Annotated in this window: 15 protein-coding genes; 7 read left to right on the plus strand and 8 right to left on the minus strand. The window is 41.8% G+C overall.

Annotated elements, in window-relative coordinates; genetic code table 11:
• Positions 1-42 precede the first annotated feature (42 nt).
• The 5 genes from RMZ42_RS30345 to RMZ42_RS30365 form a co-directional block, all read right to left on the minus strand.
• Complete coding sequence (locus tag RMZ42_RS30345; protein WP_322674905.1) at positions 43-1,794, minus strand: diguanylate cyclase; 1,752 nt, start codon at positions 1,792-1,794, stop codon at positions 43-45.
• Positions 1,795-1,931: 137 nt separating this feature from the next.
• Positions 1,932-2,444, minus strand: coding sequence for a MogA/MoaB family molybdenum cofactor biosynthesis protein (locus tag RMZ42_RS30350; protein ID WP_322674940.1), 513 nt, complete (start codon positions 2,442-2,444; stop codon positions 1,932-1,934).
• Positions 2,445-2,545: 101 nt separating this feature from the next.
• Positions 2,546-2,887: a photosystem II reaction center protein Psb28 gene (psb28, locus tag RMZ42_RS30355; protein WP_322674906.1), complete on the minus strand. Its 342-nt coding sequence runs from the start codon at positions 2,885-2,887 to the stop codon at positions 2,546-2,548.
• Between the two features lie 103 nt (positions 2,888-2,990).
• Positions 2,991-3,443 (minus strand): D-aminoacyl-tRNA deacylase, encoded by a 453-nt coding sequence (dtd, locus tag RMZ42_RS30360; RefSeq protein WP_322674941.1) that lies wholly within the window; start codon positions 3,441-3,443, stop codon positions 2,991-2,993.
• A gap of 155 nt (positions 3,444-3,598) precedes the next feature.
• Positions 3,599-4,711: a GTP-binding protein gene (locus RMZ42_RS30365; RefSeq protein ID WP_322674907.1), complete on the minus strand. Its 1,113-nt coding sequence runs from the start codon at positions 4,709-4,711 to the stop codon at positions 3,599-3,601.
• Positions 4,712-4,848: 137 nt separating this feature from the next.
• On the opposite strand from RMZ42_RS30365, the gene cysS reads away from it, so the two are divergent.
• The 3 genes from cysS (at position 4,849) to RMZ42_RS30380 (ending at position 9,430) form a co-directional block, all read left to right on the plus strand.
• Positions 4,849-6,342 carry a cysteine--tRNA ligase gene (cysS, locus tag RMZ42_RS30370; RefSeq protein ID WP_322674908.1) on the plus strand — a complete coding sequence of 498 codons (1,494 nt, stop codon included), beginning with the start codon at positions 4,849-4,851 and terminating at the stop codon, positions 6,340-6,342.
• Between the two features lie 59 nt (positions 6,343-6,401).
• The gene (locus RMZ42_RS30375; protein ID WP_322674909.1) at positions 6,402-7,841 is read left to right on the plus strand and encodes a TldD/PmbA family protein; all 1,440 of its coding nucleotides are present in this window, start codon (positions 6,402-6,404) and stop codon (positions 7,839-7,841) included.
• 242 nt (positions 7,842-8,083) lie between these two features.
• A complete protein-coding gene (locus tag RMZ42_RS30380) occupies positions 8,084-9,430 on the plus strand; it encodes a TldD/PmbA family protein (RefSeq protein ID WP_322674910.1) in 1,347 nt (448 codons plus the stop codon).
• Between the two features lie 70 nt (positions 9,431-9,500).
• Here the strand turns inward: RMZ42_RS30380 and RMZ42_RS30385 are convergent, their stop codons facing one another.
• The 3 genes from RMZ42_RS30385 to coaD form a co-directional block, all read right to left on the minus strand.
• A complete protein-coding gene (locus tag RMZ42_RS30385; protein WP_322674911.1) occupies positions 9,501-9,827 on the minus strand; it encodes a Ycf66 family protein in 327 nt (108 codons plus the stop codon).
• Between the two features lie 147 nt (positions 9,828-9,974).
• Positions 9,975-10,643 (minus strand): DivIVA domain-containing protein, encoded by a 669-nt coding sequence (locus RMZ42_RS30390; protein ID WP_322674912.1) that lies wholly within the window; start codon positions 10,641-10,643, stop codon positions 9,975-9,977.
• Positions 10,553-11,104 carry a pantetheine-phosphate adenylyltransferase gene (gene coaD / locus RMZ42_RS30395; RefSeq protein ID WP_322674913.1) on the minus strand — a complete coding sequence of 184 codons (552 nt, stop codon included), beginning with the start codon at positions 11,102-11,104 and terminating at the stop codon, positions 10,553-10,555. The genes RMZ42_RS30390 and coaD overlap by 91 nt, the downstream gene beginning before the upstream one ends.
• A 412-nt stretch (positions 11,105-11,516) precedes the next feature.
• On the opposite strand from coaD, the gene lgt reads away from it, so the two are divergent.
• The 4 genes from lgt (at position 11,517) to rlmN (ending at position 15,078) form a co-directional block, all read left to right on the plus strand.
• Positions 11,517-12,416, plus strand: coding sequence for a prolipoprotein diacylglyceryl transferase (gene lgt, locus RMZ42_RS30400; protein ID WP_322674914.1), 900 nt, complete (start codon positions 11,517-11,519; stop codon positions 12,414-12,416).
• A 214-nt stretch (positions 12,417-12,630) separates the two neighbouring features.
• Positions 12,631-13,413, plus strand: a complete 783-nt coding sequence (gene cobM, locus RMZ42_RS30405) for a precorrin-4 C(11)-methyltransferase (protein ID WP_322674942.1) — start codon at positions 12,631-12,633, stop codon at positions 13,411-13,413.
• A gap of 140 nt (positions 13,414-13,553) precedes the next feature.
• Complete coding sequence (locus RMZ42_RS30410; RefSeq protein WP_322674915.1) at positions 13,554-13,907, plus strand: phenylpyruvate tautomerase MIF-related protein; 354 nt, start codon at positions 13,554-13,556, stop codon at positions 13,905-13,907.
• A 79-nt stretch (positions 13,908-13,986) separates the two neighbouring features.
• Complete coding sequence (gene rlmN, locus RMZ42_RS30415) at positions 13,987-15,078, plus strand: 23S rRNA (adenine(2503)-C(2))-methyltransferase RlmN (RefSeq protein WP_322674916.1); 1,092 nt, start codon at positions 13,987-13,989, stop codon at positions 15,076-15,078.
• The last annotated feature ends 352 nt before the right edge of the window (positions 15,079-15,430 follow it).

The following is a 15,430-nucleotide window of genomic DNA, read 5'->3' on the forward strand; positions in this document are numbered from 1 at the left end:
CAAATTGTTTGACTGCTTGAGGTATTCTAAATTTTTTATTCTTCAATTATAAGTATTTACATATTCCCTAACTCGATTCTTCCCTGTTCGCTTTGCCTCAAGCATCGCTTGATTCGCCCGATTTAGAAAATCCTTAACCGTAATCCCAGGTTCTGATACAGCTATTCCAAAAGAAGCGGTGATGCTTTCGAGGAGCCGATCGCCGTCCTTCAATTGCATTTGTTCAATATCTAGCCTTAATTGTTCTACTCGCTTTCTAAGCGTTTCCAGTGTCATATTAGGCATGACAATTACAAATTCTTCACCACCCCATCTGCAAGCAATGTCAAAGGAGCGAATAGATTTTAACAGTAACTGTGCTAATCCCTGGAGAACAATGTTGGCAGTCACGTGTCCATAGCGCGAATTGTAAGATTTGAAGTTATCGATATCAAGAAAAATAATACTAAGAGGTTGTCCCAATCGTTCAGCTTCAGCTAGCCTTTGTTCCGTTATGCTTTCCATATAGCTTTGATTGAATAGTTGGGTCATCCCATCCCGCAAGTTTTCATGGGTTAGACGTTGTTTGATCGATAAATTATTCAGTGCAATGCCTAATGTTCTAGCAATAATCTCAGAAGTTTGTCGATCTTCTGGACTGATTTCATCAAGTGCGTCGAGGTGTAAAATCCCAACTATTTCGCCTTGTCCAAACAATGGAACGCACAAATGTGTGCCGCTAACTGGCTGTATTAAGTGACTGCAAATTAATCCTGAATTCCGAGACGATAAAAGGTTGAATTTTCCTCTCCGCAATGCCCAACAATCAGATAGTGAAAATATTTCTTTACTGCTTATTTCATCTCCCCAAATCCTATTAATTTGAACATAATTCTTGGAATTAGCAATTATACAGATACAACCACTCATTGTAGGAAACAGCTTGGAACAGGTTAAAGCTACTACTTGATAGACCTCATCTTCAGACTCACAGGAATAAAGCATATCCGCCATATCTGAGAGATATATAAGTTCTCGTTTTTTTGCTTCCAATTCCAGTGTTTTTTCTTTTAGCTGCCGATTTAAGTCAGTTAGCGATCGCTGTGCTTCTATAGATTCTGTAATATCAATACTGATTCCACCGATACGGTAAGCGCCCGTTGCGTAATCGCTAAACGAAAACTTAAACGATAGCCAATAGCACGGCTGATTGTTACCAGATACTTTTACCTCTTCAATTAGCTTCAAAGGACGTAGAGTCTTCAAAACAACTCGATCGTTCTCCATAACCTGCCGTCCCTCTTCTGGATCTGGCAAGAATTCACTATCAGTTTTTCCCAACCATTCTTGTGAATTTATAGAAAATCTAGACTGTATTTCCTGGTTGTAGTAAAGCAGTCTAGATTGCTCATCTTTGATATATGCTGCAAAGGGGCCCCGATCTAGGAATAGCCGTTGCATCTGCTGGCTACGTTGCAGTTCGCGGGTATCTTCTTGATATCTAGCGATCGCCTCTACAATTTGATAAGCGGTTGGCATTAGGTAGAGTAAAGCAGATAAAGAAATAAACGCCATTACATCAAGTACGCCTAAATGCAGCAGAGAAACTGCCATATATGGCTCAAAGATTGCCAGAAAGTGATGAAATCCGCAAAATAGTACGAATCCACCCGATAAGAAAAAGGCTAGCCAAAACTTAGGAGGGATAGTTGCCTTAGTTTTGCCAAAGAAAACCCCTATTACTATGGGTATACCAAAGTATGAAAATGCAGTAATGCTATGAGCAATTATGCAATTCCAGTAAATAGGTTCCATTACTGATCTGGTATTAATATTTCATTCGTTTGACTATAATTCTGGGTAGCCTCAATATGTAAGTAGATAAAGGATGATTTCAGTGCCTCATGGCTTAGTTTTACAAAAGTTATCATGGTAACTTTTTGAACGGCTGCTCATGTTACCCCCTTAGCAACCTGACTTACCAAGTGAGTGAGTTCGGGTAAAATCAGTTTTTCCATCGCCAGTCGCACAGCATTACTAGAACCAGGAAGCGAGAAGATTAATTTATTTTGATAAACACCAGCAACGGCACGAGAAGCGATCGCCCGCGAACCAATTTCTTGATAACTTAAAAAACGAAATAACTCACCAAATCCCGGCAAAGTTTTCTCTAGTAACTTCTCAATAGCATCATAGGTGGTATCTCTTGGTGCAATACCTGTACCACCATTAAAAATTACAGCATCCAAATTTGAGCTTTTGCCCAGATTTTCTATCTGCCCTTGAATTTGTGTTGGTTCATCTTTGATAATCGTGTAGGCTCCTACAGCATGGTTTGCACCAAGGAGTAACTGCTGAATTAGCTGGCCACTTTTGTCTGTTTCCAAAGTGCGTGTATCGCTGACAGTAACCACAGCACAAGTTACTAAAACTCCAGGCAAGTCTGGATGGGGTTGTGGCATTATATGTCACTCATGAACTTTTAATAATGGATAATTGGGCATGGTAAATGGCGCATTCATTGAACATGACAATTACCGATGCCCTATGCCCTAAGCCCTAAGCCCTATGACTCATTTTTACTCAGTCCCAGATCGTTTTCTTCAGCATACCGCTCCATGAAGCGCATAAAGCGATCCCATTCTTGGGCAGATTTCATTACATAAAATGCTTCTAATTCTTCCGGTTTCCCGTTAATAAATTTAGCTTTAACTTCACGGGTAATTATCTCGCCTTCTTCGTCAATCAAGTACATTCCGGTAATATCTTCGGTAGTACCTTGATCTAAAATTTTCGGATTCGTAAAAGTAAACGTCGCTGTACCACTATCCCCAGTACGCGATCGCGTCAAGCGCACATCTGGAGTTACCTCTTCGTCAAGACCTCTAGAAAACTGGATTTTCGCCATGATGAATGAATTTAAACTTTGCTGATGGTTAATTTAATATTCTCTCATCAATTAGAACACCACAGTCTAGAAGCTACTGTGATTCACTTTTTAGTGTATATACTTAAATTGCTTCTTTTTCAAGTAACAAAGTTACGGGGCCATCGTTTTCGATGATAACTTGCATCATTGCACCAAATTTACCTGTTTCTACCTGCAACCCGCTAGCTCTTAACTTACTAACAAAACAATTATACAAATCTTCTGCCGATTGGGGAGGCGCTGAACGGTCAAAAGAAGGACGGCGACCTTTACGACAGTCACCATAAAGGGTAAACTGACTGACTACTAACAAATCACCACCAATGTCTTGTATAGATTTTTGCCATCGGTCGTCTCCTCCTTCGTCAGGAAAAAGCCGCAATTCTAAACATTTACGCACCATCCAGTCGATTTCAGCATCAGTATCGGTATTAGCAATACCTACGAGCAAATTTAGCCCCTGCCCAATTTTACCGACAATTTCATCATTCACTGTAACTTGAGATGATTTAACTCGCTGGATAACAACGCGCATTTTAATCAGAACATTTATCAACGTTTTGATTTTAGAGCAATATATAAAAACTAAAAACAACGATTTTCCATTGCTCAAAATTGATGGCGGAGCCATTGAGAATGCATTCCCAGGTGGAACCTGGGAACGAGTAGTAAGTTTCTAACTTCTAACTTTTATTTGCCAAACCCTTTACCGCGAGAGGTTGAAGGTAGACAAATGCATTTTTCGAGTTGACTAATTAAAGTCTCACGATCCAAATTTTGACCAATCAGTACTAACTGGTTTTTCAGTTGGCCTTTCCATTCATCATCATCCAAGGTGAAGCGTTTACCGCAAAGGTGGAAAATATGACGCTTCGGGCTTTCATCAAACCACATAATCCCCTTGGCTCGGAAGATATTTGAGGGTAGCTGGTTATCTAAGAAATACTGAAACTTCCTAATAGAAAAAGGCTTGTCACTTTGGAAAGAGATGGAAGTAAAACCATCATTTTCTAAATGGTCAGAATGATGGTGATGATCGTGATGGTCGTGGTCATGGTCGTGATGATCGTGACCGCATGTTGAGTGGTCATGGTCATGGTCATGGTCGTGATGATCGTGATGGTCGTGTTCATCCACCACTGTGTCAAAATATTTATCTGACTCAAACAGACCAACACTCAGAATTAAAGGAAGTGGCACTTGCGATCGCGTAGCGCGGATAATCCTTGCTCCTTCCTTGACTTCGTTAATTTTTCTTTCTAACTCGTTCAAAGTGGCTTCATCAACCAAATCTGCCTTGTTCAGCACAATGACATCGCCATAAGCAATTTGGCTGTATGCTGCCTCAGAGTTAAATAAATCTAGGCTGTAATTAGCCGCGTCTACCACGGTAATAATCGAATCTAAGCGGGTTAAATCCCGCAATTCTGTACCCAGAAATGTTAAAGCTACTGGTAGCGGATCTGCCAATCCAGTTGTTTCCACTACTAGATAATCTAGATGTTCTTGGCGTTCTAAAACTTTGTAAACTGCATCTACTAAATCATTATTAATAGTGCAGCAGATACAACCATTATTTAGCTCCACCATGTTCTCACCAGTGGAAACAATTAGCTCGTTATCGATGCCAATTTCGCCAAATTCATTTACGAGAACAGCGGTTTTTAACCCCTGTTGGTTGTTGAGGATATGATTAAGTAAAGTCGTCTTGCCACTACCGAGAAAACCCGTAATAATTGTTACTGGCATTCCTTGTTTGGGCGTATCCATTGCCGAAGATTCGGGTGTAACTGCTGATTGCATAGCGCTGTTATCAAATAGTCAAAAAATAGTAATGTAGCGCAGATAGTCCAGAAAACACTAGCATAGGGATGCTGGACTGTCATCCCAGCTGCCTTACCCTATTATTACGTATCTCCCTATTTCAGCATTACTCTGTTATGACCCTAACCCTTTACAATACCCTCACCCGTCGTCAAGAACCGTTTGAAACAGTCGAAACAGGCAAGGTTAAGATGTATTACTGCGGCGTGACGGTGTACGATTACTGCCATTTGGGTCATGCTAGAGCTTGCATCGTTTGGGACGTAGTACGCCGATACCTCCAGTTTATCGGTTATGAAGTGCGATATATCCAAAATTTTACTGATATTGATGACAAGATTCTCAATCGAGCCTGTGCTGAACATTCTTCAATGGAAGCTGTGGCCGATCGCTTTATCAAAGCATATTTTGAGGATATGGCGCGATTGGGAATCAAAGAAGCCGATGAATATCCCCGTGCTACTCACACGATGAATGGCATTTTGCGGTTAATTCATGAGTTGGAAAATAAAGGTTTTGCTTACCCTGCTGATGGTGATGTGTATTATCCAGTGCGGCAGTTTTCTGAATATGGCAAACTTTCGGGACGCAAGTTAGAGGATATGCAAGCTGGCAAAAGCGATCGCGTTAACGTAGAAGATCCAGAATACCAAAAAAAGAAAGACCCCTTTGATTTTGCTTTGTGGAAAGCAGCAAGACCGGGAGAACCTGCTTGGGAATCACCGTGGGGCGCAGGTCGTCCGGGGTGGCATATAGAATGCTCGGCAATGGTGCGCGATCGCTTGGGTGATACCATAGATATTCATGCTGGTGGTGCTGACTTAATTTTTCCCCATCACGAAAACGAAATTGCCCAATCTGAGGCTGTAACCGGAAAACCCCTAGCGCGTTACTGGCTGCATAACGGCATGGTAAAGGTAGATGGTGAAAAAATGTCCAAATCTTTGGGCAACTTTATCACTATTCGAGAATTACTGGATCGAGGCGTTGACCCGATGGCAGTACGGTTGTTCGTGCTAACCGCTCAATATCGTACACCAATTGATTTTACCGACGAAGCGATCGCCGCAGCAACCAATGGCTGGCACACCATTAAAGAAGGTTTACTCTTCGGCTACCAATACGGGAAATTACTAGGCTGGGATTTAGGGACTGGGGACTGGGGACTAGGGACTGGGAATATATCAATACCCAGTACCCAATACCCAGTACCCAATCCCTATATTGAACGCTTTCAAGAAACCGTAAATAACGACTTTAATTTTCCTGGTGGGTTAACAGTGCTGTTTGAATTAGCCAAAGAACTGCGCCGTGAGGGAAATATTCTTGTGCATGAAGGGAAAACCGAAACATCAGCAGATGAGTTACAGCGTCAATGGCAAACACTCGTTACCTTAGCTGGAGTTTTGGGTTTAGAAGCCGAGATAGAAGCCGAAACTCAAACAAGTAATGGTTTTAGCGATGCAGAAATTGAAGTGAAAATTCAGCAAAGGCAAGAAGCACGTATTGCCAAGAATTTTGCCGAAAGCGATCGCATTCGTGACGAACTCCAAGCAGAAGGTATTACGCTAATTGATAGCCGTGATGGCACACGCTGGCACCGGAATTAGAGGAGAATGGGGAGTAGGTAGAAAATTCCCCATTTCCCATTCTTTATTCCCCATTCTTTATGTGGTCTGAACTCAAAAAAGCGATCGCTAGTTTCGATATTCCCGCAGATTGGATCGGTATTAGAGCCGTAAAGGAAACTTCTACTACCCGTTTAGTCCGTGACGCCTTACCCCAACTAAATGGCAAATCCTTCACTGTTGGAGCCATGCTGGAAGTTTTAGTCAATGGCTGTCTGGGTTATGCAGCTACTAACTCTCTAGAATTGTCTTCTCTAGAAGCCGCTGCCCAAACAGCCTATAAACAGGCACTAGCAGCCAGTGAATGGTGGATACATCCCTTCCGTGAAAGTGAGCGTCCTAAAGTTATTGGCGAATATAAATCTCCATTTATTGAGCCATTGGATGCTCTGAGTCCAGGAGAAATCAACGATTTACTGGTTCGTATTTGCCAAACACTCAAAGTTGATGACAAGATTGTGCAAACCATAGCCAGTGCTAGCACAACTGAGCGAGAATCTTGGTTTATTAGCAGCAATGGCTCAGAAGTCTATCAAAAAATACTATCTATAGGCACAAATTACGGAGCTACTGCCCAAGATGGAGCGGTTGTACAACAGCGCAGCAATAACGGTTCGCAAGCAAACTGTTACCAAGGCGGACTCGAACTATTAAAACAAGAAAACTTATGGCATCGGGTGCGGCAAATAGGCGAACAAGCAGTAGAACTTTTGACAGCAGAAGAATGCCCAACCACCCGTACCAATTTAGTTTTAGCCTCAGACCAAATGATGCTGCAAATCCATGAAAGTGTTGGGCATCCCCTAGAAATTGACCGAATTTTGGGAGATGAGCGTAACTATGCTGGGGGCAGCTTTGTTAATAAAAGTGATTTCGGCAACCTAGTATATGGTTCGCCGTTGATGAACATTACCTTTGATCCTACCGTGCCTGGTGAATTTTCTAGCTATGGCTTTGATGATACGGGTGCTGTAGCAACAAAGGAATACTTGGTTAAAGAAGGAGTACTTCAACGGGGTTTAGGCAGTCTGGAAAGTCAAGCAAGAGCAGGTGTATCAGGAGTTGCTTGTGCCCGTGCTTGCTCATGGAATCGACCAGCGATCGATCGTATGGCAAACTTGAATTTAGAGCCTTTAAACGGCACTTTTGAAGACATTATTGGCGGGATAGAACACGGCGTTTACATGGAATCTAACCGTTCTTGGTCAATTGACGATCGCCGCTACAAATTCCAATTTGGTTGCGAGTACGCTAAATTAATTGAAAACGGCAAACTCACCAAAACCCTTCGTAATCCTAACTATCGCGCCACAACACCAGAATTTTGGCATAGCTTAATCCAAGTAGGAGATGCAACAAACTGGCAAATGTATGGTACTCCTTATTGTGGTAAAGGAGAACCAAATCAGGCCATTTCGGTAGGACACGGTTCACCTGTTTGTGTATTTGCTAATGTCGAAGTTTTTGGTGGAGGAAGTTGAAAAAGTGCAAATACAGCAGTTAGAAGTTAGGAGTTAGAAGTTAACAATTTCTTCAACTCATAACTTTTAACAAGTGGTGGGGGTTCAAGTCCCCTGTCTCTACAGGCAGCAGGTTTTGTGTCGAGGTCTAAATCCACGTCACAAAACGTAATTGCGTTAGCGCAGCGGGGCGTAGCCCATTGCGAATTGCGAATTGGTTTAACTTTTTCCCCCTCTTTATTCCCTATTGATATTTAATTTCTATGAAAATTGAGGAATTATCTGCATTAGAAGTCAGTTTTAATCGACTGATTGAAAGTCTGCTGATTAAAAAAGCTGAAAATGAACAATTCACTGTGAGACTTAGTAGTGAAAGAAGTCAATTTACTCGTTTCAACCATGCGAAAGTGCGACAAACTGGTTGTGTTGCTGATGGTTGGATAGAACTGACTCTGATGGCAGATCAACGCAGCAGTATTAGGCAGTTTCCCTTTACTGGAAATTGGGAGTTAGACTGGCAATTAGCATATCCTGCTTTGCAGGAACTACGCGACGAACTGATTTTATTACCCATCGATCCATATCTAGTTTTACCATCAGGCAATAATACCAGCCGGGAAATACATTCTGGAAATTTATTACCAGAGGAAGCAGTAGTAACAAGTGTATTAGAACAAGTTACTGAATTAGATTTTACTGGTATATATGCTGGAGGAATAGTAATTAAAGGTTATGGTGATTCCAGTGGTCAAAAACACTGGTTTGCTACTGATTCTTTTAGTTTAGATTATTCTTTATTTTCTACCTCTGAGCAAGCAGTTAAGGGCACATTTGCCGGAAGTGATTGGGATGAATCTGCTTATATAACCAAAATCAGCGAAGCTAAAAAGCAAATTGAATTGCTAGCTCGTCCAATTAAAGAATTACCACGAGGACAATACAAAACTTATTTTGCACCTGCTGCTGTTGCAGATTTATTAGTAATGCTTTCTTGGGGAGCAGTAAGCGAAGCTGATATTCAACAAGGGAACAGTGCTTTAGCTGCTTTATCGCGTCAAGAAAAACAACTTTCGACGGCATTTAGTTTGAAAGAAAACTTTCAGCGCGGATTAGTACCGCGATTTAATGAATTGGGAGAAATGGCAGCACCAGAGTTACCTGTAATAGAAAAAGGATATTTGGTAAATACTCTGGTGAATTCTCGCACTGCTAAGGAATATCAAAAAATTGCCAACGGCGCTAATGGTTCAGAGACTCTGCGCGCGCCAGAAATCAGTCCCGGAAATTTAATATTTGAGCAGATTCTTCCGAGATTGGATACAGGATTATATTTATCAAATTTGCATTACTTGAATTGGAGCGATCGCCACACTGGTAGAATCACAGGTATGACTCGTTATGCTTGTTTTTGGGTAGAAAACGGAGAAATTACTGCCCCCATTGAAAACTTACGTTTTGATGAAAGTCTCTATCGTTTCTGGGGAGAAAATCTAATAGATTTGACTACTTTTCAAGAATTCATTCCCGAAGTAGGTACTTATGAAAGTCGCCAACTTGGAGGTAGTTTAGTTCCTGGTATGTTGGTGGAAGATTTTACTTACACTTTGTAGTTTTCTTCTGTATAAATATTTATTTTTGGTAGAGACGCACAGTTCACGTCTCTACCAAAAAATTATAAAATTATCTATCTCTGTAAACGGCATTAATTACAATATCTTTAATAGCGAAATAAATAATTAAAAGCAACGATAAAAATTGCTCAAACTGAAGAATTGGATCTAAACGCCAACCTTGAAAAAACAAGATGACTCCGCATATTAACATTATAATTGGTGTAAATATCACTTGAATAATGTAAAGGGCTAAAGCCCAACCTGTAAGCCTAGTTCCACGTTGGGCAAGCCAAACTACTGTTAAAATAAAGTAAATAACTGCCAAAAGAAAATAAATAATTCCAATTAAACCAGCTAAATTTAATCCAAAATTAACTTGAGCGAAAGTAATCATTTATTAGAGATCCTGTTTAATTACAATCCACAAATTTAAATCTATTTCTCGGTAGATTTCCCAAAAAACTTCCCTAATAAAAATAGTTGGGTTTCACTATTGCTTAAAACCCAACTTATAATTTTTCATCATCTCTTATTAGAGCCTTTATCGTTTTTTGCTAGGAGGTGAATTACGCTGGGTGAGGTTATCAATTTGCAATTGTTGCCGTCCATTGGTGATAATTCGCAACATATCTTTGAGATCCTGCTCGATATTTCCCAAAATGCCATCGGCATAAGCATCAGCACCATCTTCAATTTCTTGAGCTTGAGCGATCGCATTTTGTCGCATCAGCTCTAACTCTTGCTGACAAGCATACCGCTTGCGGTCAATCTCGGCGAGAGTTTCTTGCATTATTCCCTCACACTCTTGTTGCACTTGTCGCCGCAATCGTTCAGCTTCTTGTTCCGCCTGGTGAATAATATCGCTTTCAGCTAAAATTTGCGCTCTTTTTGCTTGTGCAGCCTCAACAACCTGCTGTCCATACTCTTCCGCTTCCAGCAGAATTTCGTTCTTTTGGTCAAGAACTGCTGCTGCTTCTTGAAAAAGTGATGGTAAAGCCAGCCGGATGTAATCAAGCTGATCTAGCAACTTTTCCTCATCTATGAGTGTGCGTCCCGTTAGCGGAATCCTGAGACTAGAGAGAACCATTTCCTCTAGGCGGTTGAGTTCCTGCTGAATATCTATGCTTCCCTCTCCACCGAGATATTCTTGAGGGGGGGGATTGCTTCCGTTGAGATTGGGTTCAACATTGGAGATTTCTGATTGTAGCATTGGTATATATCTAGGGCAATGTGTGGGGGAACGAGATGATCGATAGAGCCACCAAACCTTGCAATCTCTTTTACCACACTACTACTTAAAAAACTATACTCATTTGAGGTTGCGAGAAAAACTGTTTCTATTTGAGTAGAAAGAGTTTTGTTGGTGTGAGCCATTTGCAGTTCCACTTCAAAATCTGACACAGCCCGTAAACCCCGGATCAAAACTTGTGCTTGTTGCATTTGAGCATAATTGACAGTAAGACCATCAAAGCTGTCTACTTTTACATTAGGTAAATGTTCTGTAGAAAGACGGATTTGATCTAGCCGTTGCTCCACACTAAAAAGTGGCATCTTGTTAGGGTTCCGTAGTACAGCGACAATCACCCGCTCAAACAGCCGACTACCGCGCCCGATGAGATCGAGGTGTCCCAAAGTAATGGGGTCGAAGCTACCAGGATAAATAGCAATCACAATTTTAAATATATCAAAGTTGTTTAGGTGATTATATTGAAATCATTTTGTGTAACTTACTCAAATCTACCATCTTGCGCTCTCGGTAATGATGGTAAACTCAATTGTTTTAGTGGTACAAGTTATGCTCAACTAAGCGTTAGGAACTAGTGCAAGAAGGCAGAAGGCAGTTCTTGCTGGAGGCAGGAGGCAGAAGGAAAGAAAGCTTATAGCATAAGCCTTTACATTATTGTTGACTGCATAGTTATTTCTACCACACTCCACTAGACTCCTAAATATGAATACTGGATTTTTACCTACGTCCCCACAATGTTGTGGAAGATTTAAGTGTAGTTACAGTATTCGAGACACAAGAAACTCCGTACTTAGCAAAGTGCGCGGGTAGTTAACGAACTTTTCTAGGTAATTTTTCATGGCACTGGATTTTCCCACTTTGCCCTTGGCGTTTCAATTTACTTCTCCAGGACCGATTCTGGTGAAAATAGGGCCACTAAGTATTCGTTGGTACGGCTTGTTGATTGCCACAGCAGTTTTAATTGGCGTCATCCTTTCCCAGAATTTGGCAAAGCGGCGCAATGTTAATCCTGAGTTGCTAGGCGATTTGTTCTTTTGGTTGTTGATTGGGGCAATTCCTGGCGCACGGCTATATTACGTTTTTTTTGAGTGGTCAAAATATGCTCCAACTCCAGGAAAAATTTTTGCGATTTGGGAAGGGGGTATTGCCATTCATGGAGCGATTCTTGGTGGCGTTGTGGCTGCGTTAATCTTTGCCAAAATCAAGCAGGTTTCTTTCTGGCAACTGGCAGATTTAGTAGCACCTTCGCTGATTTTAGGGCAAGCGATCGGACGTTGGGGCAATTTCTTTAATTCTGAAGCTTTTGGCGATCCGACTGATTTACCCTGGAAGCTGTATATTCCACCAGACCATCGTCCTTTAGAGTATGTTAGTTTCGATTACTTTCATCCCACCTTCCTCTACGAATCTCTATGGGATTTAATGGTGTTTACGCTACTAATAACGTTATTTTTCCGGTCTTTATCCGGTAAGCCGCGTCTGAAGGTAGGCACACTGTTTCTCATTTACTGGCCAGCCTATAGCTTAGGACGCTTATGGATTGAAGGCTTTCGCACTGATAGCTTGATGCTGGGGCCATTACGGATGGCGCAAGTAGTCAGTAGTCTAGGAATTTTATTGGGATTAGTTGGATTAGCTTGGCTTTACTTACTCAAACGCCCTTTACCCGATGTAGTTCCTACTGCTAAAGGAAATGGGGGACAAGGGGACAAGGGGACAAGGGGACAAGGAGAATAACTATGCCCTATGCTCAATTCCCAATGACTAAAAAATAAAAAATGCCCCAGAGTATTCTCTAGGGCTTAACCAGGGTGCATCTACCATTACTCTCTACTAGGGAAAGAGGGGGAATCCGGAAAGATACTGAGAAAATATCAAAAAAGTTTTTTGAGGGATTGTCGTGGGTTCTTTTCAAAGTGAATGTACAGAAGACCTAAGCTATAAAAAAACACTGTATGCCATAGACCCATCTGTGTATATTGTCGGAGCTGGCCCTGGAGATCCTGATTTATTAACGGTGAAGGCGCAGAAATTACTGGCTGTTGCTGATGTAATTTTATTTGCTGATTCTTTAGTACCTGAAGAAATTTTAGAACTTTGCCGAAAAGATGCCGAGATAATTAGAACTGCGAATCAGACTTTAGAAGAGATTTTGCCAATTATGATCGATAGAGTGCGATCGCAGCACAAATCTGTAGTCCGTCTCCATTCTGGCGATCCTAGTCTCTACAGCGCCATCCACGAGCAAATGCACCTCTTGGCAGAGGCAAATATTCCTTTTGAAGTCATACCAGGTATCAGCGCTTTTCAAGCTGCTGCTGCCAAACTCAAAGTAGAACTGACTGTACCCGGTTTAGTTCAAACCATTATCTTGACACGCATCAGTGGACGTACAGAAGTCCCCGCCGCCGAAGAATTAGCTACTCTCGCAGCACATCAGGCTAGCCTCTGCCTGTATTTAAGTGCGCGTCATGTCGAAAATGCCCAAGCTAAACTACTCGAACACTATCCAGCCGAAACTCTCATTGCGATTTGCTTTCGCATCGGATGGCCCGATGAAAAAATCAGGGTTGTCCCCCTAAATCAAATGGCAGACTGCACTCATAAAGAAAAACTAATTCGCACTACACTTTATATAATCAGTCCAGCCCTCTCGACAGCCTCGACAGCAAAAGGGCGATCGCGTTTATATCATCCCGAACATAATCACCTATTTCGCTCATCTCATTACTAAATAGTGGGGCATTGGGCATTGGGCATTGGGCATTGGGCATGGGTTATTCTCCTCATCTCCCTTGTCGCCCCATCCCTCATTTCCTCTGCGTTTCGGTAAACTTAACAGTGTAATAAAATCCAAAATTCCAATTCGGTACTATGCCTTTAATTAAAGTGCAAACTTCTGCGTCTGCTCCTCAAAAAGCTGAAATTGAGTCAATGCTTTTAAACCTCTCAGCCAAGTTAGCGAAACATTTGGGAAAACCAGAATCTTATGTAATGACTGCTTTTGAATCAGGAATTCCGATGACTTTTGCAGGGAATACAGACCCAGTTTGCTACATTGAAATTAAGAGCGTTGGCACGATGAAGCCAGAGCAAACCGTAGCAATGAGTCAAGACTTTTGCCAGCAGATTAACCAAACTCTAGGTGTACCTAAAAATCGCATTTATATAGAGTTTGCAGACGCTAAAGGGGCAATGTGGGGCTGGAACGGCACAACTTTTGGTTAATTCCTCATCTTCTTTGGTCAAGACTAACTCGATCTGGCAGGTGTAGGATAGAGATCCTACATCAACTCGTGATTTTTTTATGTCTGCTACGCCTCTTGTATCTCAGGTTGACTTCAACTCAGAAAAATCAGAATCAATTCCTCCCCTTCTAGGCGCTTCTCTGGCGGAGTTAAGCACTTGGGTGCAGCAACAAGGACAACCTGCTTACAGAGGAAAGCAACTGCATGAATGGATCTATGACAAGGGGGTGCGATCGCTAGCTAATATTTCTGTCTTCTCCAAGCAATGGCGGCAAGAAGTAGCAGAAGTTCCCGTTGGGCGCTCAATTTTACATTACCGCTCTGAGGCTCCCGATGGTACAGTGAAATATCTTTTACGATTAACAGACGGGCAAATTATTGAAACTGTTGGTATCCCCACCTTTGCAGAAAGGGGAGAAGGCCCAAAAGCCCGTTTGACAGTTTGCGTCTCTACTCAGGTGGGTTGCCCAATGGCGTGTGATTTCTGCGCTACTGGTAAGGGAGGCTACAAACGCAATCTAGCACGGCATGAAATTGTCGATCAGGTGTTGACTGTGCAAGAAGATTTTCAACAACGGGTTAGCAATGTGGTGTTTATGGGGCTAGGCGAACCGTTGTTGAATACTGAGAATGTCTTAGCAGCCCTAAAATCCCTGAATCAAGATGTCGGTATTGGGCAGCGATCGCTTACAGTTTCTACAGTGGGGATTCGCGATCGCATCCGTCAGTTCGCGCAAAATAATTTGCAAATCACTTTGGCTGTAAGTCTCCACGCACCCAACCAAGCACTACGAGAAAAACTCATCCCTAGCGCCCGCGCCTATCCTCTAGAAGATTTACTGGCTGAATGTCGAGAATATGTAGAAATCACTGGGCGTCGAGTTACCTTTGAGTACATTCTCCTCGCTGGTGTTAACGATTTACCAGAACACGCATTAGAACTTTCAAAATGCTTGCGAGGATTCCAAAGTCATGTGAATTTGATTCCTTATAATCCTATCCAAGAAGTAGACTACAAACGCCCTAATCGCGATCGCATTCAAGCATTTGTCAACGTTCTTAAGCAACAAAATACTGCTGTGAGTGTCCGTTATTCCCGTGGTTTAGAAGCCGATGCTGCTTGCGGGCAACTAAGAGCAAGTAAAAATTAAACTTGTTGCAATCAATTCTATGAATGAATATCAAACCGCAGATAAACAGAGATATGTCTTCAGATACATCTCTGTTTATCTCTGGCGTAAAACCGCTTGAGATCCCTTTGTTAACTTACCTACCGCAGGTAGATTTACGGGAATCCGGCAAATCATGTAAAAAATTTAAATATATAATTTAATTAAGATGAATATCTAAGAAGCAAGAGTTTTATGAAAAATCAAGAGAATGCACTGGATATAACCTTGATTTAGAAAGCTATTCCCAACGCACTAATATTTAGAACACGTCGTCGACTGAAGAATGTTGGCGTAGTCAGCCGTAAGTAGCGCGTAAGCCCATAACGGTAAA

The sequence above is a fragment of the Nostoc sp. DedQUE05 genome (assembly GCF_034530955.1).
In the GTDB taxonomy this organism is placed as follows: domain Bacteria; phylum Cyanobacteriota; class Cyanobacteriia; order Cyanobacteriales; family Nostocaceae; genus Nostoc.

Coding starts and splice junctions, on each gene's coding strand:
- RMZ42_RS30390 (WP_322674912.1), bottom strand. CDS start 10,643: ATGCTACAATCAGAAATCTCCAATGTTGAACCCAATCTCAACGGAAGC.
- RMZ42_RS30375 (WP_322674909.1), top strand. CDS start 6,402: ATGTGGTCTGAACTCAAAAAAGCGATCGCTAGTTTCGATATTCCCGCA.
- RMZ42_RS30410 (WP_322674915.1), top strand. CDS start 13,554: ATGCCTTTAATTAAAGTGCAAACTTCTGCGTCTGCTCCTCAAAAAGCT.
- rlmN (WP_322674916.1), top strand. CDS start 13,987: ATGTCTGCTACGCCTCTTGTATCTCAGGTTGACTTCAACTCAGAAAAA.
- RMZ42_RS30380 (WP_322674910.1), top strand. CDS start 8,084: ATGAAAATTGAGGAATTATCTGCATTAGAAGTCAGTTTTAATCGACTG.
- RMZ42_RS30365 (WP_322674907.1), bottom strand. CDS start 4,711: ATGCAATCAGCAGTTACACCCGAATCTTCGGCAATGGATACGCCCAAA.
- psb28 (WP_322674906.1), bottom strand. CDS start 2,887: ATGGCGAAAATCCAGTTTTCTAGAGGTCTTGACGAAGAGGTAACTCCA.
- RMZ42_RS30385 (WP_322674911.1), bottom strand. CDS start 9,827: ATGATTACTTTCGCTCAAGTTAATTTTGGATTAAATTTAGCTGGTTTA.
- dtd (WP_322674941.1), bottom strand. CDS start 3,443: ATGCGCGTTGTTATCCAGCGAGTTAAATCATCTCAAGTTACAGTGAAT.
- lgt (WP_322674914.1), top strand. CDS start 11,517: ATGGCACTGGATTTTCCCACTTTGCCCTTGGCGTTTCAATTTACTTCT.
- RMZ42_RS30345 (WP_322674905.1), bottom strand. CDS start 1,794: ATGGAACCTATTTACTGGAATTGCATAATTGCTCATAGCATTACTGCA.
- cysS (WP_322674908.1), top strand. CDS start 4,849: ATGACCCTAACCCTTTACAATACCCTCACCCGTCGTCAAGAACCGTTT.